The following is a 25,992-nucleotide window of genomic DNA, read 5'->3' on the forward strand; positions in this document are numbered from 1 at the left end:
TGCCAAACAAGGAATAGACACATGAAAAAGTCTCTTCTGTCTGCCGTCGGTCTTGCATTCGCGCTCGCCGTCTCGATGCCAGTTCTCAGCCCTAACGACGCCGCCGCGGCTACGAAGCCAGCGCCAGCAGCGACGGCCGCAACTGGCTCTGCACCCGCTTCGGATGCTATGACCATGAAGAAGGCTAAGAAGCACGTAACGAAGGCCTGCAAGGCGACCAAGAAGCACAAATGCCCGGTGAAGCACAGGAGGAGCGCCGCGAAGAAGGCCTATTAAGGTGTGAAGTATTGCAAAGAAGGCCGTCCACCTCCGCATATACCGGGATGGCCTTTTTTGCTCCCGCCTGCGACTGAGTGGGCGCAACGACCGGCTCTTCGTGCCGGCCCGCTCTTTTCGTCATGGACAGCAGCAGGCTCGTTACGCGCCCTTTGCGGCGTCCTCGATCAACCTGACCACGAAGTTGCGGCATCTCTGGCCCGGACTTATCCCCTATATTTCCAACCTCCTCCGCCCCATTGCGGGTACAGAAACGGACACCTCCCCGCTCAACTGCGCGCTGACTGTGAATGTCCCAAAAACGTATCAGAACTACTCCAATTTTTAGGCTGCCATGTTCAGCCTATGTCGTCGCGAATGCATGCCTTCATACGTCCAGGAGCTATCTCCCGTAGCCGTGGCACGGCGCCGGCACAGGCAGCCATCGCTGCGGGACAGCGCGTTCTGAAAACACATCCCGACGGCGGATTGGCGGGACTTGGGATGTCGCCTTTCAGTATCTGCCGTTGCTTCCTGGCGAACGCATCTGGCGATGGGACGGCCGACAGCAATGCCCGTGTGTAGGGATGCCCAGGCCGGACATAGAGATCGGTCGCGGGCGCGACTTCCATGATGCGTCCGAGATAGAGAACGATGACCGTGTCGCAGATATATTCGACAACGGCGAGGTCATGCGAAATGAACAGCATGGTGAGGCCAAGCCGGACCTGGAGATCGCGAAGAAGATTGATCACCTGGGCCTGAATAGACACGTCGAGTGCCGAGACCGGTTCGTCCGCGACGATAAACTCGGGCTCCAGCATAAGGGCTCGCGCGATGCCGATGCGCTGGCGCTGGCCGCCCGAGAATTCATGCGCGTATCGGTCATAGGCATCGACCGGCAGTTCGACGGTGGCGAGCGCCTTTTCGGCGCGGGCGCGGCGCTCGGGCCGACTACCGATGCCCTGGATATCCAGGCCCTCGGTGAGGATCTGGCCGATAGTCATGCGCGGCGACAGGCTGGCGAAGGGATCCTGGAAGATATACTGCATGTTGCGCCGTTGACGTCGAAGCTCCCTTGCCCCGAGCTTGACGATGTCCTTGCCGTCGAAGCGTATCTCGCCTGAGGTCGGCTCGATCAGCCGCAACACGGAACGGCCAATTGTCGTCTTGCCGGAACCGGATTCGCCGACCAGCCCGACCACCTGACCACGTGGAATGTCGAATGAAATATCCTGCAGTGCCTTGACCACAGGTCCGCGCGAGAACGCTGTCGGCGGGAAATGCTTGGTCAGGTTGCGAACGGACAGATAAGGAGCCGGCGCGCTCATAGCTCCTCCCAGCGGATGCAGCGGCTCGTCTGTGTCGGCGATACCTGCAACAGCGGCGGCACGGCGGCGCGGCAGGAGTCGATCGCCATCGGGCACCTTGGAGCAAAAGAACAGCCTCCGGGCAGCATGGCCAGCGAGGGGACATTGCCGGCAATCGTCGGCAGCGGTGTGCCGGCCGCCTTCAGCACCGTTGCTTGGCCAAGTCGCGGTGCCGATCGCATCAGGCCTGTCGTGTAAGGATGGCGCGGCCGGGCAAAGACTTCGCCAACCGGGCCGGTCTCGACGATGCGGCCGGCATACATGACGGCCACGCGGTCGGCGATTTCCGCAACAACGCCAAGATTGTGGGTGACGAAGAGGATGCCCATGCCGCGTTCCGCCTGAAGAGTGGCAAGCAGATCGAGGATCTGCGCCTGGATCGTCACGTCAAGCGCCGTCGTCGGTTCGTCGGCAATCAGCAATGTCGGGTTGCATGCGAGCGCCATGGCAATGGTGGCCCGCTGACGCATGCCGCCCGAGAGTTCGTGCGGGTATTGTTTCGCGCGCCGCGCGGGGTCCGGGATGCCGACCTGCATCAGCAAGCGCACCGCTTCGGCTGCCGCCTCGCGATGCGATTTGCCAAGATGGATGCGCATCGGCTCGGCGATCTGCTCGCCGATAGTGTAAACCGGGTTCAGGCTGGTCATCGGCTCCTGAAACACCATGCCGATATCGTTGCCGCGCACGCGGCGCAGTTGCTCCGCGTCCAGCCCGGTCAGCTCGGTGACGGAACCGTCGCGTCGTCTGATCGAGATATGGCCGTGAGCGATATGGCCGATCTTCGGCGCCAGGAGCCCCATGATGGAGAGGCTGGTGACTGACTTGCCCGAACCGGACTCGCCGACCAGCGCCACGGTCTCGCCGGAGCCGATCTCGAGATCAACGTCCTGTACGGCCGCAATGTCGCGCCCCGCAATGCGAAACACGGCACGCAATCCGGCAATCTGGAGGATCGGCGCTTCCATGATCAGCCAAGCAGGCCGGCGTCGCGCAGGATCGCGTCGACCTTGGCGGTTTCCTCGGCGTTGAGATCGCGCTGCGGGCGGGCCATCCTGTTGGTGGCGATGATGCCGAGGCTGCGCATGGCGGTCTTGAAGGAGCCGACGCCGGCTGAACCGGCACTGGTGCGCCCGAGCGCGATCCAGACGATCTCGAACAGCTTCAGCAGGCGTTCCTGCTCGACGCGGGCCTCGGCATGCTTGCCGGCCTGCATCAGGTTCCACATCTTGACGTAGCCGTGCGGGTCGACATTGGCGATGCCCGGCACAACACCATGCGCACCCATGGCGAGAGCAGTATCGACCATGATCTCGGAGCCGGTCATGCCGAAGAAGCCGGCATCGCCGGCCATGTCTTTCAGTACATAACGCAGATTGCCATCGTCGCCGCTGGAATCTTTCAGGCCGGCCACGGTGCCTTCCTTGGCAAGCGTCACCGTCGTCTTGCGATCGAGCTTGATATGGACGCAGACCGGGATGTCATAGGCAATGATCGGGATGTCGATCGCATCCTTGATATAGCGGAAATGATCGATGATCTCCGGCTGGCTGGTGCGCGTGTAAAAGGGCGCGGTGACCACGATTGCGTCGGCCCCGGCCGATCTGGCGATCTTCGAATGGTTGATGACACGGTCGGTGGTCGGATCGATGACGCCGGCGAAGATCGGAACGCGACCGTTGTTGACCTTCACTGCGTGCTCGATGATCGCCTTGCGCCCGGCTTGGTCGTGGAAAACCACCTCGCTGGTCGAGCCAAGCACGAACAGTCCGTGGACGCCGCCGTCGAGCAGGTTCTCCAGCGTCCGGGTGAACGACGGAAAGTCGATGCTGTAGTCGTTGTTGAGGGGGGTAACGACTGGCGGCACGACGCCGGTAAAAAGTGGCATTTTGAAACCTTCAGTTGAGATCGGATCGGGGATCGAAAGCGTCACGCAGCCCATCGCCAATGAAATTGATGGCGAGGACCGTGAGTACGAGGGCGGCACCGGGGAACATCCACTGCCAGGGGTATTGTTCGAGGACGACGGTGGAGCGGGCAAGATTGAGCATATTGCCCCAGCTCGCTTCGGGTGGTGCGATGCCGAGGCCGAGGAAAGAGAGGCCAGCTTCCAACAGGATCGCGTTGGCGATCTGCAAAGTTGCGTAGACGACGAGGATGTCCATGCAATTGGGCAGGCCGTGGCGAAACAGGAGATGCGGCAGCCCTGCCCCCATGCCGCGCGCGGCAACGACGAAATCGCGCTCGCGCAGTTCGAGGAGGCGGGCCCTGACCATGCGCGACAGAACCGGCCACGATAGCAGCGAGATGACGAGGATTGTCGGCGCGATGCCGGTGCCGGCGATCGAGGCAAGAACCAGCAAGAAGATGACTGGCGGCAAGGTCATGGCGAGATCGACGAAGCGCATCGCGGTTGCATCAACGATGCGGCCGCCGAAGCTCGCGATAGCACCGATGAGGAAGCCAATAACGGTGGAGATCGCGACCGAGCAGACGGCAACCAGCAGCGAGATGCGACCACCCTGCAGAAGCCGCGCGAAAACGTCCCGCCCGACACCGTCGCTGCCGAGCCAATGGGTGGCGGACGGTCCCTTGTTCATGGCCTTCAGGTCGATGGCGTTAGGAGCGTATGGCCACCACCAGTGGTAGGTCATGACCGCTATCAGTACGGGGATCACGATGACCAGACCGGCCCGCGCGGCGCGGTTCTCGATGAAGCGGCCGAGTGCGCGGCGCAATGGACCTTTGGTGCGCTGCATGGGTGGTTCGATCTCGGCAATCGTCATCACCCCACCTGGATGCGCGGGTCGACAAAGGCGTAGACAACATCGGTGAGAATGTTGACCAGAATGACGCAGACACCGATCACCAGCGTGGCACCCATGATGACGGGATAGTCACGCGTGCCGACGGCATTGACCAGCAGCAAGCCCATGCCTGGCCAGTTGAAGACGCTCTCCAGGAAGATCGCGCCGCCGATCGCGATGCCAATGGTCGACCCGATCAGCGTGATGACCGGCAAGAGCGCGTTGCGGGTGGCGTGCTTGATGATCACCCAGAACTCTCGCACGCCTTTGGCCCGGGCGGTTCGGACATAATCCTGGTTGAGCACTTCGAGCAGCGAAGCGCGCATATAACGCATGATCAGCGCCGCGTGGCCGATCGACAGCAGGCATGCCGGCAGAATTAGATGGGCAAGCACATCGGAGATCGAGAATGGCGCGCCCGCGGTCTGCATGCCGCCTGACGGCGCCCAGCGCAGCAGAACCGAGAAAAAATAGAGGCCAAGCAGAGCGGTCAGGAAGGCCGGACTCGATATGCCGATGAACGACAGCACGGACATCGCAATGTCGGGCCAGGCGTTGCGGCGCACTGCGCTGTAGATACCGGTCGTAATACCGACGACAATGGCGATCGCCAGCCCCGTGCCCATCAGGAGAGCCGTGGGTCCGATGCGCTCCATCACCAGCGGCAACACCCGCACGCCGTTGCGCTGGATCGAATAGCCGAAATCCCCCGACAGAGCCGCACGCACCCAGCCGAAATACTGAAGCGGCAGCGGCCGATCGAGACCGAGGCGATCGCGCAGGGTCTCGAGATCGGAAGCCGACATCGGCACGGAAGGATTGATATATGCGTCGATCGGATCGCCAGGCGACAGGCGCAACAAGATGAAGATGAGGAGGCTCAAGGCAACCAGCATCAACAGTCCTGTGGCGCAGCGGCGGGCTATGAAGCTCAGCATTGGCTTTCCGCAAGTGGATGGTGTGGGCCGAATCCCAGAGGAAACCGGCCCTTGTGGCGGGCCGGGAGACCCGCCTGCTCACTGAATGTCCCACGCCTCGGGATGAGCGGCGTAAGGACCGCCGGCGGGCGCAGGCGTCCAGACGAAATCCTTCAGCTTATTGGAGGCAACGCCGTAGCGATTGGCCACCCACAGCGTTGCCCACGGAAGGTCCTTGTTCATGACCTTGCAAACATCCCGCCAAGCGGCATCGAGCTTCGATGCATCGGTTTCACCGAGCGCCTTGTCTAAAGCCGCGCTCAGGTCGTCGAACTTGATGCGCATGGTGTTGAAGCCGGCAGGCGGAATCTGCGACTTGTTCAGGCCCGGATTGATGCCAGCCGGGTTCGGGCCATTCTGCAGGCCGGCATAGACCATGGGAAATGCGTTCCAGTCCGGCGTGCCTCCCTTGTAGACGATGCCATTGTAGGTCGGCGTGTCGACGACGCGCGGCACGACGTTAATGCCGACCTGCGACAGCATGGACTGGATGGCTGCCATGACATTGGCAGCCTGCGGAGAGCCGTAATAGGTCAGCAAAGTAATGGGCTTGTCGCCGTTGACCTTGTCCCAGCCCGCCTCTGCCAACAGCGCTTTGGCCTTGGCCGGGTCGTAGGCGTAGGTTTCCAGCCCTTCGGGCACCAGTTGCGGCGCCACAAAGCCGCAGTTGGCTGGTTTGGCTGCTCCGCCATAGAGGCTCTCTATGATCGCGTTACGGTCGATGGCGTACATGATTGCCTGACGAACCTTGAGATCCTTGAACAGGTCGACCTGCTGGTTGAGACCGATATAGTTGACCACGTAGGAGCCGCCTTCGATCACCTTGAAGTTGGAATCGGTCTTGAACGACGCCGTGTCGTCAGGCTCGACATAGGTGAATTGGATCTCACCAGCACGCAGCGCCGCGACCGCCGCGGCCGGGCTCTCGAAATAGCGGTTAATCAGCACGTCGACTTTCGGCTTGCCGCCACGATAATCGTCATCCGCGGCCAGTTCGACATATTGGTCGGTGACGTATTTCTTGAACTTGAACGGACCTGTGCCGACCGGATTGGTCGACCACCAGGTGCTGGTTGCCAGCGACTCCGGCGGCATTCCGGCAAGAGAATGCTCCGGCAGGATCAGCACCTGCGAAAGAATGGACAGGAAGGAGGCGTTCGGCTTCGACAGCTTGATGATTACGGTGCTGTCGTCGGGCGCCTCGACCGAAGCGATATCGCCGAGACGTGCCGCGAACAGGCTGCCGGAAGCTTTGTTCTTGGCAAGATCGATGGTGAATTTCACGTCCTTCGACGTGAACGGCTTGCCGTCGTGCCAGCTCTCCTTGACCAGGTTGAACGTATAGGTCAGCTGGTCGGCGCTCACCGTGTAGTTCTTGGCCAGGTCGCCTTCGAGTTGGGTCAGCCCTGCATTCCAGATGACCAGCGGTTCAAAATAGGTGCTGAGCCAGGTGAAGCCGCCAGTCGCGACTAGCGGGTTGAAGTTCTTGGGGAAGCCGCCGGGACCGACGTCGAAACCACCCGCAATGGTCTTTGGACTTTGCGCCTGCACGATGGTCGGCAGGCCGGTGCCGAACAGCAACGCGGCAGCGATGGCTATCGTCTTGATGCGCATGGTTTCCTCCCTTGGCATTTTTCAGGTTGTGCGGTTTTTGGCGATAACTTGCTGGATACCTCTGTAGTGATCGTCGAGCCGGCTACGTGCCCGGTCAACATCCTTGGCGGCGACCGCCTCGACGATTTCATGATGATCGCGCCAGGTGGCGAGCGGCGTCGGATTGTCGAGATTGGTGAAATCCGAGGCCTTGTTGAACGCCACCCAAAAGATATCGATCAATGCGCTGAGCATGTGGTTGTTCTGGCAGCGGAACAGCATCTGATGGAATTGCTGGTCCTCTTCGGCAAAGCTCTCGCTGCGCTCCGCGCGCTGGCGCATGCTTTCGGTCAACCGGCGAAGCTCGTCGATGTCTTCGGCGCTGATCATCTCGATGGTCTTGGAGATCAGCCCCGTCTCAAGCACACGCCGAATCTCGCGCAGTTCCTCGACGTCGCGCAGCGAGTCCTGCAGGCCATAAGCCAGATTGTCGAGTAGTGGCTTGAAGGAGAATTCCTTGACGAACACGCCAATGCCACGACGCGTCTCCAGGATGCCGATCGATTCCAGCGCCTTGATCGCTTCGCGGACCGAATTGCGGCCAACGCCGAGCCGCTGCGCCAGGAAGGTCTCCGGGGGCAACGGGTCGCCTGCCTTGAGCCTGTTCGCCTCGATATAATTCCGCAGGCTCTCCTGGACGGTCACATGCAAAAGCGGTGGTCGGCTAAGCGGTTCGATCGACTTCAATACCGGCATCTTGTTTCCCGTTTCCACTGCTGTCCGACGCCGATAACCACTTCGCTTGAGAGGCTGGCGACTTGTCCTATAACGACTTGTAGGATATCCTGCAAGTGCAGGAGGAAATATCAGGAGATGAAAGTCGTTTTGGCCGGCATTAGCCATTGGCACGCCGACTTGCATCTCGATGCGGCGCGCGATGCCGGCGCTGAAATCATCGGCGTGTGGGATGAGGACGAGGCGCATGCAAGGGGCTTTGCAGCGCGCAACTCGCTGAGCGCGATTGCTGCATTCAAAGACGTTCTTGCAACACCTGCGGATCTGATCTTGCTGATGGGACATCCTTCGAACGTGCCGGCCAGGGCGCGCAGGATAATCGAAGCCGGCGTCCCGCTTATCCTCGAGAAGCCGGCAGCGACCGGCACGGCGCCGTTGATGCAACTGAGAGACCTAGCCCATCAACGAAATGCCTTCGTCGGCGTGCCTTTGCCCAATCGCTTTGGCCCGGCGGTGATCGCCTTTGAGAGTCTGCGAAGGGAAGGCCGCGCCGGCCAAGTCGCGCACGGCCATTTCCGCGTCGTCAACGGGCCGCCCGAGCGTTATGCCGCCGATGGTGTCGGCTGGGTGGTCGATCCCGCGATTGGCGGAGGCGGCGCATTGCGCAATCTGGGCATCCACGGTGTCGATGCAGCGCTGAGCCTGGCCAGTGGAGAGCTCCATCTCAAAGCTGTATCGATAGGAAACCGCATCCACAGGGCTTCGGTTGAGGACTACGCATTGCTGGTGCTCGAGGACAATGCCGGCGCGGTGTTCACCATTGAGGCGGGCTATACCTTCGCTTCAATGCTCCCTGGCGGGGATTTCGAATGGCGCATCGTCTCCGCCAACGCCACGCTCATCGACCGTGGCGACAAGGCGACCTGCGCAACTCTCGACGACGCTGCGGTTGTGGACCTGCCGGTCGAACTGCCGGCTACTCGCTACCGCCTCAGCATGCGCGACACATTCGAACGGTTGCGGCGAAACGCTGCGCCGGCAATCTCCATAGACGACTATGTTGCGGCGATGTCGCTGATCGACGCCGCATATCAGAAGGCAGGACGATGATTGCACTAGGCATTATCGGCGCGGGCGATTTTGGCGCCGCGCATGCACGCGCAATCAAGGAGGTCGACGGCATCCGCCTCGTCGCAGCCTGCCGTGGAAACGCGACGGCGCTGGCGGCTTTCACGGCCGAATATGGCGGCAAGGGCTACACCGACTGGCGCGAACTTCTCGAAGACAGCGGCGTCGATGCCGTCGTTATCGCTGCCCCGCACGCGCTGCATGCCGAAATGGCGATCGGCGCGGCCAAGGCCGGCAAGCACATTCTGCTCGAAAAGCCGATGGCGCGAACTGTAGCCGAATGCGATGCAATCAATGCGGCTGTGGCGCAGAGCGGCGTCAAGCTGATGGTCGCCCGCCTCCTGCATTTCTCGAAACCTTGCATGGCAGCCAAGAAGGTCATCGAGGCAGGCGAGATCGGACGGCCGCTGATCGCGTCGAGCTGGATGATCAAGCTCTGGATGGAGCACAACCGGCGCGACTGGCACCTGCGCAACGCTACCGGTGGCGGCATGCTGATGACGGCCGGCATTCACGCGCTCGACCGTCTCGTCTGGCTGATGGATGACGAAGTCATCTCGGTGAGCGCCATGCTCGGCGCAAAATTCCATCAACAGGAAGCGGATGACACGTCGATGCTGGCGCTGCGTTTCAAACGTGGCGGCCTGGGCCAGGTGCAGAGTATTGGCTATCGCAACGGTGCGGTCGGCTTTGCGATGGATCTCGTCTGCGAGCGCGGCACGCTACGCATCGACATGGATCGCGGCACGATGATTGGTCGCGATACCGTGTGGACCGACCTGCCGGATTCGTTCGAGCCCGCCTGGATGCACAATGCGGTGAAACGCGAATGGGCAGCGTTGCGCGACGCTATCGTCGACGACAAGCCGGTACCAGTGACGGGCGCCTATGGGCGCAACCTCATCGGCATCATCGAGGCAGCCCACGCCTCGGACAAATCCCGCCGCGAGGAAACAATCGCTGATGCCGGCTGACATAGATACGATTGCCGAGGCCATCGCCGAGGCTCACAGAAACCCGCGTCGACGCGTACCGGGGTCGCGTTTGGTCGACCTGACGCGCGGCGATGCGATGGCCGTTCAAGGCGCGGTGTTGAAGCAGCTCCGGGAGCGCGAGCTCATCGGCTCTCGCATCGACGACCGGACCAAAGCCGGCCCGTTCGGGCCGCTGGCCGACAATATGATCACAGGCGGTTACGTCATCGGCAGGCAGACACCAGTGCAAGCGCCGAAGGTCGACGGGATGGCGATCACGCTTTCCAGCGACGGAGCGATCAGCCAGCGCGAGACCGCCAAATACCCGTTTGGCGACGCCCTTTCTTCCATCATCGCTTTCGCCGGAATGGCCGACGATCATTTCGGCAGCTTCAAAAAAGGCATGGTGATCACCACCGGATCGTTGTCGCCGCTGCTGATCGCTCCAAGGAGGGGTCGCATAGAGGTCAATCTTGGAGACTTCATGCCGCTCTCCTTCACGCTGCGCTAGTCGGACCATGAGTGATCATCTCTCCGCCCTCCCCGAACACGCGCCGCGCGGCATCTGGGGCGCGGTGATGCTGGCCGTGGGCCTGGATGGCAATATCGACTGGAGCGCCACGCAAGAAACCGTCGCGCGGCTCTGCGCATCCGGCGTTCACGGCGTCTATTCCAACGGCACGGCATGTGAATTCCATTGCCAGACTGAAGCAGAATTCGACCGGCTGAGCGAGATGGTGGCGGCAGTCGCCAGTGCCGCGAGAATCCCATTCCAGATCGGCATCAGCCAGTCCAATCCGCGAGTTGCATGCGAGCGATTGAAGCGGGTTGCGGGATTGGGACTCTCGGGAGTGCAATTCACCTTGCCGGACTGGTGGCCACCAAGCGACGAAGAAGTGCTGCGTTTCGTCTCGGGCTTGGCCGAGGCAGCGCCAAGCACTCCTCTGGTGCTCTATAACCCGCCGCACGCCAAGCGGCGGCTGACTCTAGAAAGTATTGCCGCATTGGGCACCGCGGTACCCTCGCTTGTCGGGGCAAAACTCCCCGGCGGTGACGCCAGCTGGTACGCCGGCATGCGGCGCGAACTGTCGGGCCTTTCGGTGTTCGTGCCAGGCCACACGCTGGCAACCGGTTACGCGAACGGTGCGCATGGCAGCTATTCGAACATCGCCTGCCTTAGCCCGAAAGGCGCACTGCAGTGGTGGGCGCAGATACGAGCCGGGGAACAAGCGGCCTTCGAGATACAAGCACGCGTACAGGCCTTTCTCGCGGACCACGTCCTACCATTTCGGGCACGCTACGCCGTCAGCGACGCCGCCCTCGACAAGGCAATGGCGGCAGCCGGCAGTTGGAGTTCGATCAGGGCCCAGCTATTGTGGCCCTATTCTTCGGTCCCCGACGAGGACATCCCACCGCTGGCGACGGCGGCACGCGTTGCCTTCCCTGGATGGTTCTAGCATGGCGCGCTTGCCGAATGGTACTGACGGGGAGACTTTGGCGATATGGGGCAGCTGCGGCTGCTTTTCGTACTCGGGCGCTATGCGCGATCAGGAAAGTCGGCGTGACGATCGCGATGTTTTCCTTGCCGGCCTTCAACGCCACCGACTCTGCGCCGACACGGTTTTGGTCGGCTCGGCTTTCGGTCGCGGTGAAACCGCCGCCTGGCGGCGTCCATCGGGCTGAGCGGTCATGTTCGTGGGGTTCGAGAGTTCACCATGGAATGCACGGAGGAATCGCGCGCGACAACGCCGAGCGCGGCGCTGCCATGGCCCGCGTAGCCGCTAGTTATGCGGAGCGGCCACTTGCATCGGCTCATCAGGCCATGGTCTCGTTGGAATTGCGTCAGCTGACCAGTGTCCCATTTTGTCCATGAGCACCCTCAATTCGGGCTGAGGCGCGACCCAGAAAGTTCGAAAGCTTCCAAGAACCCCAGGCAAATGGATGCCGCCTCGGACATTGATCTCACGGCTATCGCCGTGAACGTCCGCGATGGAGCGGCCAATATCGCCGGCAAAAGAGCGTCCGAATTGGACTATCGGCGGCTCCGTCGTGGGAAACGAAAAAAGAAGAGAAGCAGAACTTTCGCGTGCGATTTGAACAGGACGCTGGGCGACCGAAACCGAGCGCCAGGTCGATCGCGGTGAGACCCCGACCAAGTCCGCATAGCTCGCCTGAAAATGTTCGGCGAACTCATCGACCTTCATATCGACGACATGCGCGATGTGGGCAAGTCCCCTCGCCGCTCCAAGGCCGCAGCCCTGGATATGCGCCGATGTGGATTTCAGCCTCGTCCAACCATACCCGAGGCACGCCATGTGCCAGGAGATCCTTGCGCAACCGGCGCACGAACGGTTTGTCGATACCGGTATGGCGAGAAAAAGACCGTGATAGTTGTCGTTAGCAGGGTCCGCTTTCTCACGCCAGGCTATCGCGCACAAGCTGGGTCTGAGCCTCTTGTGAAGCGGCAGCGTCAGCAGCCAGCCCGTCGTCGCCCCGAAGCTTACCTTGCCGCCCAGGCTTAGCCTTCGGGCGTCGCAGCGATCGAGGCATAGCCTTCGCCAGGAATCCTTCAATTGCAGCCGGCCGATCCTATTCGCGATCGCATGCCGCGCAAGTGATATCGCCCCGCCTCAAGCGATACCGGCAGCAATCGCGATGAAATGCTGTCGATGCCGGTAGCACTGTCCAGCTTACTGCAGCTTGGCCTGCAGGGCATTGACATCGTCGGTGGTCATTTCACCATCGGTGGTCACTTTGCCGTCGACAATCTTCCACAACCGGAACGGACCGGTGATGTCGCCGAATTTGTCGAAGACGACCGGACCGATGACGCCTTCATAGCGGATCGGTTTGCCGTCCTTGATCAGGCCGAGTGCCTTGGCGAACTCCTCCTTCCCGGCAAAGATCGGCGTGCCGGCCGGGTCGACCGCCTTGTATATGGCATCCCTGATCTTGGCCGGATCCTCTGAGCCGGCTATGGCAATGGCAAGGCCAACGATGGCGCCGGCGTCATAGGAGCGGTCGGCCGCCGGATTCGAGGGCTCGATACCGGAGAACGCCTTGTAGTTCTTGGTGAAATACTCGGTCGATGCGGTCGGGCTGGTGCCGGACGATGTGCCATAGGCATCCTTCAAATAGTCGGCACCGACCGACTCGATGAAGTCAGGGCTGTTCATGCCGTCATTGAGCAGAAATTTCTGCACGCCCCCTTGCGATATCCAGGTGCGGGCGATGGTGGCGCCATCGACCGGCGTGCTGACGAGATAAAGTCCGTCCGGCTCGCCTCCCATCGCTGCCGTCACTTCCGAGGCATAGCTCGACTGCTTCTCATTGTAGGGCGTGTCGGAAACGATGGTGCCGCCGAGCGCTTTATAGGCGCGCGAGAATTCGGCCACCATGTTGACGCCGAAATCGTTGTTGACGTGAATGATCGCCAGCTTTTTGAAGCCCCTGTCGAGGGCGTATTTGGCCGCGGCCACGCCCTGCAGCGCGTCCGAGGTGATGGTGCGGAAGAAGATGCCGTTGGTCTTGCCCTCGCGGCCGAGTGCCGTCAGCGTCGGCGAGGACGAAGCCGGCGAGACCTGGACGATCTTGGCCGGCGCGGTGACCGAGGTCAGGATCGGGATCGACACCGAGGAGATGATGCCGCCGATAATGGCCGGCACCTTCTTGACCTGTACCAGCTGGGTCGCGGCATCGACCGCGATGTTGCCCTGGCTCTGGCTGTCGCGCGTGTCGGTGACGAGATCGCAGCCGCGCACGCCACCGGCGTCGTTGATGTCGCGGAAGGCCATTTCGACAGACTTGGCGCCGGCCTGGCCGTATTCGCCGGCGGGACCGGTCAGTTCCATGACGAGGCCGACGGTGATCTTGCAATCGGCGGCCTGCGCGGCGCTGGCAATCGTGACGAGAGCGAGCGCGGTGGTGAGTTGGAGTATCGTCCTTCTCATTGTTGTTCCCCTTTAGTTACACGAACTGGTTTGACGTCTCGAAAGTGTCAGTGTTCCGGCACCTGCAGCCAGGTTCATGCAGATGCCGCCATTGGACGCCATTGGGCGCCGATGAACTAGCAGTGAAGACGGCACTCGACTGGCGGCGGCTGTGCTTGCCGCCACGCAACTGCGCCTCGACATAGAGGATGACGATCGTGTCGCGGGCCTGCCAGCCGGGCTTGATGTCCTCGATCGAGATGGCGAAGCCATCGTCGCATGTGGCGCGGCTGGAGCGGACATGCTCAACGACGGCCTTACGGTCGAGGATTTGGCCGGTTGGTGCGATCATCGTCAAGCCTTCCCCCATGGCGGCTTCGAAGCGGCCGAAATGCACTCTATCGGCGCGCGCAGCAACGAACCAGTCGGCGAAGAAGCGATGCAGGTCGACGACTTCGGCACTAGCCCGCGAAAACAGCTTTCCGTCCATCGTTTTCAAACCCGGCCCGCGTTGAGATTGTAGTGCATGATCGAGCCGTGGCGGCCGTGGCGGTCACGCTCCAGCGCGTAGACATCGCCCTCGAGGCCGGCGCCTTGCGCGATGACGGCAGCGATCCGTGCGCGGTCGTCGGCATCGAGCTCGATGTCCATGATGTTCGCATTTGCCAATGCATGCGCCTGGTTGCGGGCACCGACGATCACGGCGGCCACTCGCGGCTGCTCCAGCACCCATGCGCTGGCGATGGTGGCAATGTCGGCCCGATGGCGATCAGCGACGGACTTGAGCGCCCGCAGCATTTGCTGGAACAGATCCCAGCCGCCGAAATCATCGATAATCAGCTTGTATTTGACCAGCGAGCGGTTTTCGAGCGGCGTGGTGGGTTCGGCCACGCCAAGCCATTTCTCGCTGAGGAAGCCACCGGCCACCGAGCCGTAGCAGAGGAAGCTGACGCCGTTTGTCTTCGCAACTGCGGCGAGGCTGTGCGCAGGCCGCTGGTCGAGCACCGAATATTGCAGCTGCTGGCTGACCACCGGGATGCCGGCGGCCAGGATTTCAGCGAGCCGGGGCGTGTCGAAATTGGTGGTGCCGAGATTGTGCACCTTACCCTCGCATCGAAGCTCGTCCAGCCAACCCATCGCTTCCAAGTAACGAGGCTGCGCATAGTCCCACCAGTGGAACTGCACGAGATCAAGCCGCTCGGTCTTCAGCCTGAGCAGCGACTGGTCCACGATGCCCCTGATATAGTTGCGGCTGATGGTGGCCAGCCGCTCGAGGTCGGGCACTAGCTTGGTGTGCACCTTCATCCTGGCCGCCGCATCGAGGCCGCGCTCATCGGCCAGCCGCAGGCGGGCGGCGCCGATCAGCTCCTCGACGCCGGTGTAGATGTCGGCGCAGTCATAGGTCCAGATGCCGGCATCGAAGGTAGCGATGAGGTCGGCCACCGCCTGGTTGCCGTCGATGGCGCCATGGCCGCCGGCGAGTTGCCACCCACCGCGAATGACGCGCGAGATCTTGTAGCCTAGGCCGAGCTCGAAGGTCTTAGCACTCATCCCTCGTTATTCTCCTTCGGCAGCGGCTCGGCCGTGGTTTCGGCATGGCTGAATCGCCGCTTGGCCAGCCTGACGATCCTGAGCCGACTGGAGCAATTGGGGTCGGGACAAGCGATCTCGGCGTCCGAGGTCATCCAGTCATTCTTCTGGGTCGGGCGCTGCTTTGCCGCAAGCAGCGGCAGCACGGCGGCAAGCGAATAGATCGAAAAGCCTTGCCCTGCCGGCATCGACAGCGTTTCGCCCTTGAGCTCGAAATAGTCGCCGGCCTTGGCGCCGCAATAAATCGGCTTGCCTTCGGGGACGATCGCCTCGACGCGAAGATCGAAGAGCTCGAAGCTGTCGTCGGTCATGTCAGGCCTCCACCACGGTGAAGCTGATATCGCAGGCGCCGTTGCGGCGGATCGCCCCGCATGCGGCGGCGAACTGATCGCTCTCTTCGGCGCGCACCTGCGCCACCACGCTGCCGGCCAGCCAGCCGATCGGGAACAGAAGCCGCGCCCCTTGCCCGTAAAACAGGCCGATGTCGAAGATGGCATTGGGGTTGCCACCCCACATGTGCGGCGGCACGTAGGACAAGACGATATCGCCGGGCTGCGGCGTCAGCGTCGCGTTCTCCGCCGGCAGCGGCCGGGCATAGGCTTGGCCTTCGAGGTCGGCTGATGGAAGCGGACAGGAAATTTCAGGTCCAGTCCACATGGCGTGGATGCCTGGGACGACGCGTGGCGTGGCGAGATACGCGGTGAGAAAAGCGGCGTTTTCCGGCGCCTTCTCGGGCAGTAACAGCGCCGTGACGGCAAGCTTCGAGCGTGGCTCGGTGATCTGGATAAAGGTCATGTCTGATCTTTCCCAGCCGCGGATTGCAGCTTGCTGCGCAAGAAGGTGAAGGGCCGGCTGATGTCGGCGACCAGCGCGTCGCGCGCCGCCCGTGCGTCCTGCGTGGCCAGCGCCTCGACAATGCGGCGGTGATACTGGGCGGTGTCGACCTCACCGGCTTCCGAAAAGGCGTAGATGGCGACGCGGATGCATGGCCCCGATTGCAGCCACAGGCTCTCGATCATCGGGATCAGTACGGCCGAGCCACAGGAGCGGTAAATCTCGAAATGAAAGCTCTGGTTGAGCGTCACTTCGCGGTCGACATCTTTCTTGTGCTTCAGCGCCCGCATCTCATCCCATTCGCCGAGAATGGTTTCGATTGTGGAGATCTGGCGCGGCACCATGCGAGCGGCGGCAAGCGCTATCGCCTCGCCTTCGATCAGGATGCGGGCTCGCAAGAGATCGTCGAGGCGATCCAGCGTGATCGGCGGCACGCGCACCGAACGGTTGGGCAACGCCTCCAGCGCCTTTTCCGTGATCAGCCGCCCGAGGGCCTCGCGCACCGGCATCGTCGAGGTGACCAGCGCATCGGCCAGACCGCGGATGGTCAGCACCTGGCTTGGTTCGAACAGGCCGCCAATCAAGGCCCGTCGCAGTTCGGAATAGACGCGATCCTGCACCGTTTCGCGGCCCACCGGCGCAAGCTGGGCCGCGATCGCCTCGTTGTTCCTTTCGATGGCAGTCTTGTGCATGGAATTCCGCTCTGGGCCCGGTTTTCGGCTTGCGGAGGAAATTAAAGCCGAATAGCGTGATCAAAGCAAGTGTGATCACAAATCAAAATCGGGGGCGACGACGCGCGTCTTCGGCCAGAGGGTTTGATGAGCGAGGCAACCAGACGGCAGGGGCGGGAGAGCCGTGCGCCGGTCCTGACGGCAAGGAACGTCGTCAGGCGGTTCGGCGGTCTCGTCGCCGTCAACGATGTCTCCTTTAATGTCAACGCCGGAGAAATCCTTGGCCTGATTGGACCGAACGGTGCCGGCAAGACGACCATGTTCGATCTGCTGGCCGGCAGCATATTGCCGAACAGCGGCGATATCTTTCTCAACGGCACGCGCATCTCCGGTGAAGCCGCTCACCTGCGCATCGGGAGAGGGCTCGGCCGCACTTTTCAGATTCCACGACCGCTGCCCAATCTGACGCTGATCGAAAATATCTTGCTGGCAGCGCAGGGACAGACCGGTGAACGGCTGCTCGCCAACTTCGTCACGCCTTGGCGAGTGGCGGCGCAGGAAAGAGCCGCCCGGACAAAGGCGCTCGAACTGCTGGAGCTCGTCGCCCTCACCCACCTCGCGTATGAGCCCGCGCGCGTGCTGTCCGGCGGCCAGCGCAAGCTGCTCGAACTCGCCCGTGTCATGATGGCCGACCCGGCGATCATCCTGCTCGATGAACCGGCGGCCGGCGTCAACGCGACGCTCCTGGAGGTCATCATCGATCGGATCCACGACATCAATGCGCGAGGCATCACCTTCCTGCTGATCGAACACAATATCGACATGGTGGCGCGGCTCTGCCACCGCGTCCTGGTAATGGCGAGCGGTCAGTTGCTCAGCGAGGGCACGGCGGAAGCAGTCGCGCGCGATCCGCGCGTCATCGAAGCCTATCTGGGAGGCGCCGCATGAGCGAGACCGTCCTCGATGTCCGCAATCTCGAAGCCAGCTATGAACCCGGCATGCCGATCGTGCGCGGCGCTTCGCTCACGGTCGGCAAGGGTGAGATCGTCGTCGTCCTCGGGCCCAACGGCGCCGGCAAGTCCACCTTCATCAAGGCGATCGCCGGCCTCGTCCCGATTACCGGCGGCACGGTTTTCCTGGACGGGAAGAACATCACCGCAGCACCCGCCCACACCATGGTGCGGCTTGGCCTTGCCTTCGTGCCGCAGACCGAAAACATCTTTCCGCTGATGTCGGTCGAGGACAATCTCAAAGTAGCCTGCGGCATCCTCGAGCGGCGGGAAATCCCCGCCCGCATCGAGGAGATGTATGCCGCCTTCCCCGACCTCGTCCGCCAGCGCCGCACCGCCGCCGGCAATCTGTCCGGCGGGCAACGGCAGATGCTCGCCGTCGCGAGGGCGCTGATCGTCCACCCCAAGGTACTGGTGCTGGACGAACCGTCGGCCGGCTTGTCGCCAAAATTCGTGTCGGTCGTGTTCGAGATGCTGGCCGGCATCCGCAGATCCGGCGTCACCGTTCTGTTGGTCGAGCAGAACGCCAAGGCAGCGCTTGCCATCGGCGACCGCGCTTATGTCCTAGTCGAGGGCAAGGACCGGCATGAGGGCGTCGCCTCCGAATTGTGGAGCGATCCTGTCGTTGCCGAACTCTATCTCGGCCAGCGCTCCCAACATCACAAGGGAGGCGCGGCATGAGCCTGCAATTCATCGTCGACGGATTGCTGACCGGCTCCATGATCGGCCTCGGCGCCATTGGCGTGACGCTCACCTATTCTATCCTGCGTTTCTCCAACTTCGCCCATGGCGACTTCATGGCCTGGGGAACCTATGCGACGCTGGCCGTGGTCAGCGCCATCGGCGCGACCTTCGGCAAGGTGGCGCCGATCGGGCCACTGTCCTTCGGCTGGTCGCTGCTTGTCGCCCTGGTCGTCGGCATGGCGTTCACTGCCCTGCTGGCGCTCCTGCTCGACAAGGTGCTGTTCTCGCGGCTGCGCTCGCAAGGCCAGGCAATCATCGTCGTGATGGCGAGCTTCGGCGCCTCCATGGCGCTGCGCAGCCTGTTGGAGTTCACCTTCACCTCACGGCCGACCTATTTCAGCCGCGCGATCCAGATCGCCATGCCGATCGGCTTCGGCATCCGCATCACGCCTGACCAGATCGCCTTGCTGCTGCTGACCGCCGTGCTCGTGCTCGGCGTGCATCTGCTGATGACTCGCACGCAGACCGGCCGCTCGATGCAGGCGCTAAGCCAGAACGCGGCGCTGGCCCGCATTGTCGGCATCAACGTCGCCAAGGTGGTGCGCGTCACCTGGATCGTCGGCGGCTCGCTTGCCTGCGTGGCCGGCGTGATGATTGGCATTCTGGTGCAGATCCGACCGTTCATGGGCTTCGACATGCTGCTGCCGATGTTCGCCGCCGCCATTCTTGGCGGCATCGGAAGCATCCCGGGCGCGGTAGTCGGTGGCGTGATCATCGGGCTCGCCGAAGCCGGCGCGGTGCAGTTGATCGGTGCCGAATGGCGCGCCGCCGTCTCCTTCATCATCCTGATGGCGGTGCTGTTCGTGCGGCCGATCGGCCTTTTCGGAGTTGGGGAAAGATGATCGATCTCATCGGCTATGGCGCCTTCTTCCTGAGCACGGCGCTGATCTTCTCGCTGGTCACGCTGGGGCTCAATTTGCAGTGGGGGCTGACGGGCCTATTCAACGTCGGCCTCGCCGGGTTCGTCGCCATCGGCGCCTACACATCGGCGCTGCTGACGACACCGGACGACCCCGCGCGCCTTGGCGGTTTCGGCCTGCCGATCCTTGCCGGCTGGGCCGGCGCCATGGTGGTGGGCGGCGTTGCCGCAGCCCTTACCGGCATAGCGACGCTGCGTCTGCGGTCCGACTATCTAGCGATCACCACGTTCGGTGTCGCGGTGGTCGTGCAACTGGTCGCACTCAACGCGCAGAAGCTGAGCGGCGGGCCGTTCGGCATCGGTTTCATCCCGCGTCCCTTCGGCAGCCTCGCCGAAACTCCGCTGCTGTTCAATCTGTCGAACCTTGCTGTCGTCTCGGCTGTCACGCTGATCACCTATCTGGCCCTGGAGCATCTGTCACGCAGCCCATGGGGCCGTGTGCTCAAGGCGCTGCGGGAGGACGAACGAGCGGCGATTTCGCTCGGCAAGAGCGCGAGCTTCTACCGCGTCCAGGCCTTCGCCGTCGGCGGCGCTATCATGGCGCTGGCCGGCGCACTTCAGGCGCATTTCACCGGCTTCATCGCGCCGGACAATTACCTGCCGATCCTGACCTTCCAGGTCTGGGTGATGCTGATCGTCGGCGGCTCGGGCAGCAATCTCGGTGGCGTCATCGGCAGCATCTTGGTCTGGGCGATCTGGGCTGGATCAGGCACGCTGACCAGCTTTCTCTTTCCGCCGGAGCAGCAGGCTCGCGCCGCCTCGCTGCAGATCGTCGCCATCGGCGTCATGCTCTGCGTCATCTTGCTGGTCCGGCCGAACGGACTGTTCGGCGACAGGCCAAAGCGGCCGCGCTTCGGCAAACGGGCGAAGCTGGCCGCTGCCAAGAGCGGCTCTGGCTCATGAATGCCGCGATCCGGCAGGACGCACGTGGCACTTCGCTCTGGCATGCCGTCAGCCGCAGTCATCGCGAGCGGCCTCCCCTGCATGGCGAGATCGATACCGACCTCGCCATTGTCGGCGGTGGTTTCTCCGGCCTTTCGACTGCGCTGCACGCCGCCGGGAAAGGACTTTCCGTGGCCGTTCTCGAAGCCGAAATCATTGCCTGGGGCGCGACCGGCCGGAATGCCGGTTTCGTCGTGCCGAACTTCGCCAAACTGGATCCGGACAGCATCCTTGCATATCTCGGCCCCAAACGAGGCGAGAGGCTGATCGATTTCGCCGCCAGCAGTGCCGACCTCGTGTTCGGCCTGATCCGACAGCATCGTATCGACTGCGACGCGGTGCAGAACGGATGGATCCAGCCGGCGCATTCGCCGGCCGCCCTGGAGAAGGTTAAATCCCGTGCCGGACAATGGTCGCGGCGCGGCCGACCCGCCGTCACCCTGGACCGGCGGGAAGTCGAAGCGCTGACCGGCGCGCGCGGCTATTTCGGTGGATGGATGGATCATTCAGGCGGTGTGCTCAATCCCGTCGCCTATGCACGCGGATTGGCCGACGCGGCGGGAAGCGCCGGCGCGCGGATTTTCGAACGGACGCGTGTCACGTCGGTTGATCGAAGGGCCGATGGCTGGGCGCTTAAAACGCCAACCGGCACGGTGCGCGCGGCCAGGGTGCTGATCGCCACCAATGCCTATGGCGGATCGCTCAATCCGTCGCTTGAGCGGACTTATTTCCCGCTGAAAGTTTTCCAGATCGCGACGCGGCCCCTGCCGCGCGACATCCGCGCGCGTCTGCTTCCCGGTGGGCAAGGCGTCGGCGACACCAGACGCAATCTCTTCACCTTCCGCTTCGATGCCGACAACCGGCTGATCAGCGGCGGAATGCATATTCTGGGCGCCGGCGCCGATACGCGTGTGCCGCAAACGATCTGGCGGCGGCTCTCTACGCATCTGGATCTGCCCGATCTGCCCCCGCTCGCCTATGGCTGGTCGGGGATAGCTGCCGTCGAACCGGATTTCCTGCCGCACCTCCTGGACCTCGGCCCCGGCCTGATCGCCGGCCGTGCCTGCAACGGACGCGGCATCGCCATGACGACGGCGATGGGCAAGGTACTGGCCGATTGGGGCGCTGGAACCGACGCCCGCGACCTGCAGCTGCCTTTCGCGCCGCCGGCGCGGATCCCGTTCCACGCCCTGCTGCGGCATGCGCCCAAAATGCTGCTCGGCTGGAGCATGCTGCGCGACCGGATGGACGAGAAGGCCTAGACCGAACCGTGCCTGCCGCGGGACCAATGCGCTTGCCGCGGTCGTGTGTTGCGCCGGCACGCCCTTGGCCGCGACCGCCGCTGGCGACAGCTGCGCGGTCGAAGGAAGGCGAACGCGCCAAAAGTTTGATGCCTCATAAATTATCCAAAAGCCGTGTCTATTATCCCATACTGTCCCTAAGCACCCGCAATTCGGGCCGAGGCGCGACCCAGAAAGCTCGAAAAGCTTCCAAGAACCCAGGAAAATTGGACGCCGCATCGGACACTAAGGCCCACGGATACCGCAGCGAACGTCCGCGATAGTGCGGCCAACATCGTCAGCAGAAGGGCGTCCTAATAGGGCTGTCGGCGGCTCCGTCGTGAGAACGAAAAAAGAAGAGAAGCAGAACTTTCGTGTGCGATTTTTGCACACGACCTCCGGTAACTACTTGATATTAAGTGTTTATCTGCCCAATCCATCATGGGCGCAACGGCCATCCTATGCTCTTGATTTTTCAGCATTTTTCTTTAGTATCAAACCGTTAGATGGTGCCGAGTGCACACGAATTTACGCCAGAATACGACCCTTTTCGCCAGGTTTCGATCTCTCAGTGCACAGGGAGCGCACACGAAAAAATGGCCACCTACACAAAGCTCTCGTCCGGTTCCTGGCGCGTGCAAGTCCGTCGCAAAGGTCGCTACGCGAGCGAGACATTCCTGCGCCGTGACGACGCACGGCGCTGGGCAACCGAAACCGAGCGCCAAGTTGATCGCGGTGAGACGCCGACCAAGTCCCGTATAGCGCGCCTGAAAACTTTCGGCGAACTCATTGACCTTCATATCGACGACATGTGCGATGTAGGCAAGTCCCCTCGCCGCTCCAAGGCTGCGGCCCTCGCGATGCTGAAAAGAGATCTGGGGAAGTGCCACGTCGCGGCGCTCGATCGCGAACGGCTCATTCGTTTTGGTCGTGACCGGGCCGCGCAAGGTGCTGGACCGATGACTCTCGGCATTGACATCGGCTTTATAAAGCTTGTCCTGTCTCATGCTGCGGCCGTCCATGGCCTACCGGTCAAGGTCGAACCCGTGGATCTCGCGCGCATCGCACTTAAGCGCCTCGGCCTTGTCGGCAAGGGATGTGAGCGCGACAGGCGGCCTACCCAGGATGAACTCGACAGGCTCATCGCCCACTTCAATTCAAACCCTTTGCAGATAGCGCCCGTCGGTCGCATCATACGTTTTGCCGTCGCTACGGCCATGCGGCAGGAGGAGATCTGCAAAGCGCGTTGGTCTGACGTCGATTCTCGCACGCGGATGCTTCTCATCCGCGACCGGAAAGACCCGCGCAACAAGAATGGCAATAATCAGCGCATACCGCTATTCGCGGCAACTGGGTACGACGCATGGGCCATCCTTGAGGAACAGCGCGCAAAGCGAAGCAATGACGATGATCGAATTTTCCCATTCAATCACAAATCAGTCGGGACCGCCTTCCGTCGGGGATGCGCTGTCCTGAGCATCCACGACCTCCATTTCCATGACTTGCGTCATGAGGGCACAAGCCGCCTTTTCGAGGCGGGTTTCACGATTGAACAAGTAGCACTGGTTACCGGGCACAAGGACTGGAAGATGTTGAAACGATACACCCATTTGAAGCCTGAAATGCTTCACAATATTCCCACAGCGAGGATGGCGTAGCCCGCGAGACCTGGTCACCTTTTATGGTGTTCGGACGTTGTTGTAAGCAAGCCTGTCGGCGTCCAGGACCGTTTCCGAGGCCGGCGTCAAATGATACCCGGCTAGCAAATCTTCGCCGCAAGCCGGGGAGTTAAGCCGGCGAAGGACACGGGTAAAAAGCGTTCTCCGCGATAACGCTGAGCGGCCTCCTTGACTGTTAGGCCCCGACTCGTCCTGGCCCACCGAGCAGAGTGTCGCAGCCGCTCCCGCTGTTCATTTACTCATAGCGCCAGATCACTCGCTCCCCCTAACGGATATCCACCAGGCGACGGAAACTGAAGGTTGATCTCAGATTCATGCAGGACGCGGAACCAATTTCGCTTATCGAAGTTAGCAAGCGCTGCTTACGGGGACTCACGCGATGCTCCTTGCCCTGGACGATGCGATCTCGATGGCTGTTTTGGCCGGCAGAGCCACGGATGCGGAAATCTTCGGAGTGATCGACCTCACCAGCAAAATTGAAGCCCGGATCGGCGCCATCAGCTTAGGGCGCGCCATCCAGTTTGTCGCCAATGCCTCGGTGCTTGGATACGACGTTCGCGGTGCAATGGTCTTATATGGGGAACCAGGAGCGCCAAGCTTGAGGATATGGGACTGCGAACACCTTTGGGCGCAATATGGTGGCGCACTTCTCCAGCCATAGCGCGAGGCGGCCTGGAGGACTGGCAACAGCTCTCGCAGAGCTGATCTTACGATCAATGGGAACGAGCGCCAGGGAGGTCTTTAGAAGCGTTATCTCGGCCTGTGCGCCCGGCTGGCCAACGCGCGGTCCTTGGGATCTCAGCCCATAAGCAGCCCGAAGTACCCCCTTGCAAAGCAGTGCTGCTGCTACCGTCCAAAAGCCGGCAATCCACACTGATCTCGTGGCAGCGAAAACCCACGCTGCCACAACTCTGGGTGTCGCGAGCACGTCATTACAAAATACGCAAAAAAATATCTTCACTACCTATTTGGCGGCCGCCCCTGTGGGCTCGCAGCCGCCACCGATCGAAACCCGACGGTGCGCGCTTGGAGCTGTCGCATCATCGAGTGGTTCCAAAGACAGGGTCGGCAACGCTCGCGAGAGCCGCAATGTTATCAATCATGGCTAGAACCGCCTGCGGCTTGCTTTGATGCACCATATGTCCGGCATCCAGGACGATATCCAGCAGCGAGTGGCTTATCTCGGCGTGTAGCCGCAGCGCTTCGGCCTTAGCATCGAACGTCCGAGCGGGCGTCCAGCCAATTCCCGTCTCGCAACGAGATTGTTGTAGAGCGCCAACCCAGCGGTTGCCGCCGGCTTGTTCTGGTCACATCGCGGGTTGACATTCGTGGCTCGCTCGCCATGCTGCATTGCAGCATGAATAATAGCCTTACCGCGTCATCACGCATCGAGTGCCTGGATGGCCTTCGCGCCGCCGCCGCGCTGTGGGTGCTGGTCGGTCACTGTCTGCTGTTGACCGGCTGGCATATTCCGGTGCTTGGCGACCCTGCGCTCGGCGTCGATCTCTTCATCATGCTGTCCGGATTTCTGATGGTGTTTCACTATCAGTTGCGCCAGGCCAAGGAGCCCTGGCAACGGCCTGAGACCTGGCTGAAATTCTGGACGCGGCGTTATTTTCGTATCGCGCCGCTGTTCTACGTCATGTTGCTCTTCGCGCTGGCGCTGGGGCCTTATCTCTATGAATCGCGAATAGTCATCGATGCCTTCCTGCAGCGCGCGCCACAGGCGCCCGAGCGGTTTCTCGACGGCAGCCTGAAGAACATCGCCGCCCACCTGACATTTCTGTTCGGCCTGTCACCGAACTTTGCCTACCGGACGCCGCTGCCGGATTGGAGCCTTGGCCTGGAAATGCAGTTCTACGCAGTCTTCCCGGCGCTGATGCTTTTGGTGCGCCGCTTCGACTGGATATGGAGCGCCATACTCGTGGCGGCGATCGGCAGCCTGGCTGTGATGATCCTCAAGTCGCTGTCGATCCATTTCCCGATGCCGTCCTTCCTGCCGCTGAAGATCCAGGTGTTTCTTTGCGGCATGCTGCTGGCGGGCGTCCTGGCACAAAGCCGACCGAGGCCACTGCTGCATCTGGCCCTGGCCATGGCGCTTGCTGCGATTCCCTTTGGCGACGGCTACGGGCTTTCGAAATTCCTGATACGCGAAGTGCTGGTGCTGGGCTTCTTTGCCCTTGTCCTCTACCGCATGCTGCCCGGCTTGGCGGGCGTCGTGGCGAAAAAGGTCGCCGTGGCGCTGGGCCGCGGTGTCTTTCATGTTCTGGGCGAGCTGTCCTACAGCATTTATCTCATCCACCTGCTGGTGCTGCAGCCCGTCGCGGCATTCGTCATTGCCCGCTATGGCGATGGCCTTGCCGCGCCGTTGCGCCTCGCCATCGTGCTGGCGATCGTGCTGCCGGTGGTCTGCCTTCTGTCCTTCGTCACCTACAGGGTCATCGAAATGCCTGGCCAGCAACTCGGGCGCACGGTCTTGCGCTGGTTCCCCCGGAGGAAGCCGGTGCTGAAGCCGAGCCCCGCTGAATGATCAAGCCCGGCATTCGGGTGGACTTCCT

At 62.1% G+C, this 25,992-nt stretch carries 26 protein-coding genes; 13 read left to right on the forward strand and 13 right to left on the reverse strand.

Going from position 1 to position 25,992, the window contains the following annotated elements; genetic code table 11:
* Window positions 1-21 precede the first annotated feature (21 nt).
* Window positions 22-276: a hypothetical protein gene (locus LB529_RS26415; protein ID WP_224528509.1), complete on the forward strand. Its 255-nt coding sequence runs from the start codon at window positions 22-24 to the stop codon at window positions 274-276.
* Window positions 277-614: 338 nt separating this feature from the next.
* On the opposite strand, the gene LB529_RS26420 is transcribed toward LB529_RS26415, so the two are convergent.
* The 7 genes from LB529_RS26420 to LB529_RS26450 all read right to left on the reverse strand — a co-directional run bounded on the left by LB529_RS26420 (window position 615) and on the right by LB529_RS26450 (window position 7,755).
* Window positions 615-1,586, reverse strand: a complete 972-nt coding sequence (locus tag LB529_RS26420; RefSeq protein WP_224528511.1) for an ABC transporter ATP-binding protein — start codon at window positions 1,584-1,586, stop codon at window positions 615-617.
* Window positions 1,583-2,593, reverse strand: a complete 1,011-nt coding sequence (locus tag LB529_RS26425) for an ABC transporter ATP-binding protein (RefSeq protein WP_140541243.1) — start codon at window positions 2,591-2,593, stop codon at window positions 1,583-1,585. The genes LB529_RS26420 and LB529_RS26425 overlap by 4 nt, the downstream gene beginning before the upstream one ends.
* A complete protein-coding gene (locus LB529_RS26430) occupies window positions 2,593-3,510 on the reverse strand; it encodes a dihydrodipicolinate synthase family protein (protein ID WP_224638567.1) in 918 nt (305 codons plus the stop codon). Before LB529_RS26430 ends, LB529_RS26425 begins: the two co-directional genes overlap by 1 nt.
* 10 nt (window positions 3,511-3,520) lie before the next feature.
* A complete protein-coding gene (locus LB529_RS26435; protein WP_411962585.1) occupies window positions 3,521-4,381 on the reverse strand; it encodes an ABC transporter permease in 861 nt (286 codons plus the stop codon).
* A gap of 26 nt (window positions 4,382-4,407) precedes the next feature.
* Window positions 4,408-5,367, reverse strand: coding sequence for an ABC transporter permease (locus LB529_RS26440; protein WP_224638570.1), 960 nt, complete (start codon window positions 5,365-5,367; stop codon window positions 4,408-4,410).
* Between the two features lie 78 nt (window positions 5,368-5,445).
* Entirely contained in the window at window positions 5,446-7,020 is a 1,575-nt protein-coding gene (locus LB529_RS26445) for an ABC transporter substrate-binding protein (protein ID WP_224638571.1), read from the reverse strand.
* Between the two features lie 21 nt (window positions 7,021-7,041).
* Window positions 7,042-7,755 (reverse strand): FadR/GntR family transcriptional regulator, encoded by a 714-nt coding sequence (locus tag LB529_RS26450; protein WP_140542389.1) that lies wholly within the window; start codon window positions 7,753-7,755, stop codon window positions 7,042-7,044.
* Window positions 7,756-7,884: 129 nt separating this feature from the next.
* On the opposite strand from LB529_RS26450, the gene LB529_RS26455 reads away from it, so the two are divergent.
* Genes LB529_RS26455 through LB529_RS26470 form a run of 4 tightly spaced genes read left to right on the forward strand, consistent with a single transcriptional unit; the run spans window position 7,885 to window position 11,293 of the window.
* The gene (locus tag LB529_RS26455; protein WP_263497408.1) at window positions 7,885-8,844 is read left to right on the forward strand and encodes a Gfo/Idh/MocA family protein; all 960 of its coding nucleotides are present in this window, start codon (window positions 7,885-7,887) and stop codon (window positions 8,842-8,844) included.
* On the forward strand, window positions 8,841-9,836 hold the full coding sequence (locus tag LB529_RS26460; RefSeq protein WP_224712762.1) for a Gfo/Idh/MocA family protein: 996 nt from the start codon (window positions 8,841-8,843) through the stop codon (window positions 9,834-9,836). Before LB529_RS26455 ends, LB529_RS26460 begins: the two co-directional genes overlap by 4 nt.
* Window positions 9,826-10,347 carry a hypothetical protein gene (locus LB529_RS26465; protein WP_224638584.1) on the forward strand — a complete coding sequence of 174 codons (522 nt, stop codon included), beginning with the start codon at window positions 9,826-9,828 and terminating at the stop codon, window positions 10,345-10,347. Before LB529_RS26460 ends, LB529_RS26465 begins: the two co-directional genes overlap by 11 nt.
* Window positions 10,348-10,354: 7 nt before the next feature.
* The gene (locus LB529_RS26470; RefSeq protein ID WP_224638586.1) at window positions 10,355-11,293 is read left to right on the forward strand and encodes a dihydrodipicolinate synthase family protein; all 939 of its coding nucleotides are present in this window, start codon (window positions 10,355-10,357) and stop codon (window positions 11,291-11,293) included.
* Window positions 11,294-12,526: 1,233 nt separating this feature from the next.
* On the opposite strand, the gene LB529_RS26475 is transcribed toward LB529_RS26470, so the two are convergent.
* The 6 genes from LB529_RS26475 to LB529_RS26500 are packed head-to-tail and all read right to left on the reverse strand — an operon-like array spanning window position 12,527 to window position 16,881.
* The gene (locus LB529_RS26475; RefSeq protein ID WP_224638588.1) at window positions 12,527-13,786 is read right to left on the reverse strand and encodes an ABC transporter substrate-binding protein; all 1,260 of its coding nucleotides are present in this window, start codon (window positions 13,784-13,786) and stop codon (window positions 12,527-12,529) included.
* 16 nt (window positions 13,787-13,802) lie between these two features.
* The gene (locus LB529_RS26480) at window positions 13,803-14,255 is read right to left on the reverse strand and encodes a hypothetical protein (RefSeq protein ID WP_224712763.1); all 453 of its coding nucleotides are present in this window, start codon (window positions 14,253-14,255) and stop codon (window positions 13,803-13,805) included.
* Between the two features lie 5 nt (window positions 14,256-14,260).
* Window positions 14,261-15,316: an aldo/keto reductase gene (locus tag LB529_RS26485; protein ID WP_224638600.1), complete on the reverse strand. Its 1,056-nt coding sequence runs from the start codon at window positions 15,314-15,316 to the stop codon at window positions 14,261-14,263.
* Window positions 15,313-15,666 (reverse strand): TIGR04076 family protein, encoded by a 354-nt coding sequence (locus tag LB529_RS26490; protein ID WP_140542327.1) that lies wholly within the window; start codon window positions 15,664-15,666, stop codon window positions 15,313-15,315. Before LB529_RS26490 ends, LB529_RS26485 begins: the two co-directional genes overlap by 4 nt.
* 1 nt (window position 15,667) lies before the next feature.
* Entirely contained in the window at window positions 15,668-16,150 is a 483-nt protein-coding gene (locus LB529_RS26495) for a DUF3830 family protein (protein WP_224638603.1), read from the reverse strand.
* Window positions 16,147-16,881: a GntR family transcriptional regulator gene (locus LB529_RS26500; protein ID WP_224629229.1), complete on the reverse strand. Its 735-nt coding sequence runs from the start codon at window positions 16,879-16,881 to the stop codon at window positions 16,147-16,149. The genes LB529_RS26495 and LB529_RS26500 overlap by 4 nt, the downstream gene beginning before the upstream one ends.
* 126 nt (window positions 16,882-17,007) lie before the next feature.
* Here LB529_RS26500 and LB529_RS26505 point away from each other — a divergent pair, with 126 nt between their 5' ends.
* The 8 genes from LB529_RS26505 to LB529_RS26540 all read left to right on the forward strand — a co-directional run bounded on the left by LB529_RS26505 (window position 17,008) and on the right by LB529_RS26540 (window position 25,964).
* The gene (locus LB529_RS26505; RefSeq protein WP_224638604.1) at window positions 17,008-17,808 is read left to right on the forward strand and encodes an ABC transporter ATP-binding protein; all 801 of its coding nucleotides are present in this window, start codon (window positions 17,008-17,010) and stop codon (window positions 17,806-17,808) included.
* Complete coding sequence (locus LB529_RS26510; RefSeq protein WP_224638605.1) at window positions 17,805-18,551, forward strand: ABC transporter ATP-binding protein; 747 nt, start codon at window positions 17,805-17,807, stop codon at window positions 18,549-18,551. Before LB529_RS26505 ends, LB529_RS26510 begins: the two co-directional genes overlap by 4 nt.
* Window positions 18,548-19,456: a branched-chain amino acid ABC transporter permease gene (locus LB529_RS26515; RefSeq protein WP_224638606.1), complete on the forward strand. Its 909-nt coding sequence runs from the start codon at window positions 18,548-18,550 to the stop codon at window positions 19,454-19,456. Before LB529_RS26510 ends, LB529_RS26515 begins: the two co-directional genes overlap by 4 nt.
* Window positions 19,453-20,436 carry a branched-chain amino acid ABC transporter permease gene (locus tag LB529_RS26520; protein ID WP_224712764.1) on the forward strand — a complete coding sequence of 328 codons (984 nt, stop codon included), beginning with the start codon at window positions 19,453-19,455 and terminating at the stop codon, window positions 20,434-20,436. The genes LB529_RS26515 and LB529_RS26520 overlap by 4 nt, the downstream gene beginning before the upstream one ends.
* Entirely contained in the window at window positions 20,433-21,737 is a 1,305-nt protein-coding gene (locus LB529_RS26525) for an NAD(P)/FAD-dependent oxidoreductase (protein WP_224638611.1), read from the forward strand. Before LB529_RS26520 ends, LB529_RS26525 begins: the two co-directional genes overlap by 4 nt.
* 614 nt (window positions 21,738-22,351) lie before the next feature.
* Window positions 22,352-23,413 carry a site-specific integrase gene (locus tag LB529_RS26530; RefSeq protein WP_224638613.1) on the forward strand — a complete coding sequence of 354 codons (1,062 nt, stop codon included), beginning with the start codon at window positions 22,352-22,354 and terminating at the stop codon, window positions 23,411-23,413.
* Window positions 23,414-23,813: 400 nt separating this feature from the next.
* Window positions 23,814-24,095, forward strand: coding sequence for a hypothetical protein (locus tag LB529_RS26535; RefSeq protein WP_224607887.1), 282 nt, complete (start codon window positions 23,814-23,816; stop codon window positions 24,093-24,095).
* A 696-nt stretch (window positions 24,096-24,791) separates the two neighbouring features.
* Complete coding sequence (locus tag LB529_RS26540) at window positions 24,792-25,964, forward strand: acyltransferase family protein (protein WP_224638614.1); 1,173 nt, start codon at window positions 24,792-24,794, stop codon at window positions 25,962-25,964.
* Window positions 25,965-25,992: the final 28 nt, after the last annotated feature.

The organism is Mesorhizobium sp. CA5 (genome assembly GCF_020165105.1).
Lineage (GTDB): Bacteria > Pseudomonadota > Alphaproteobacteria > Rhizobiales > Rhizobiaceae > Mesorhizobium.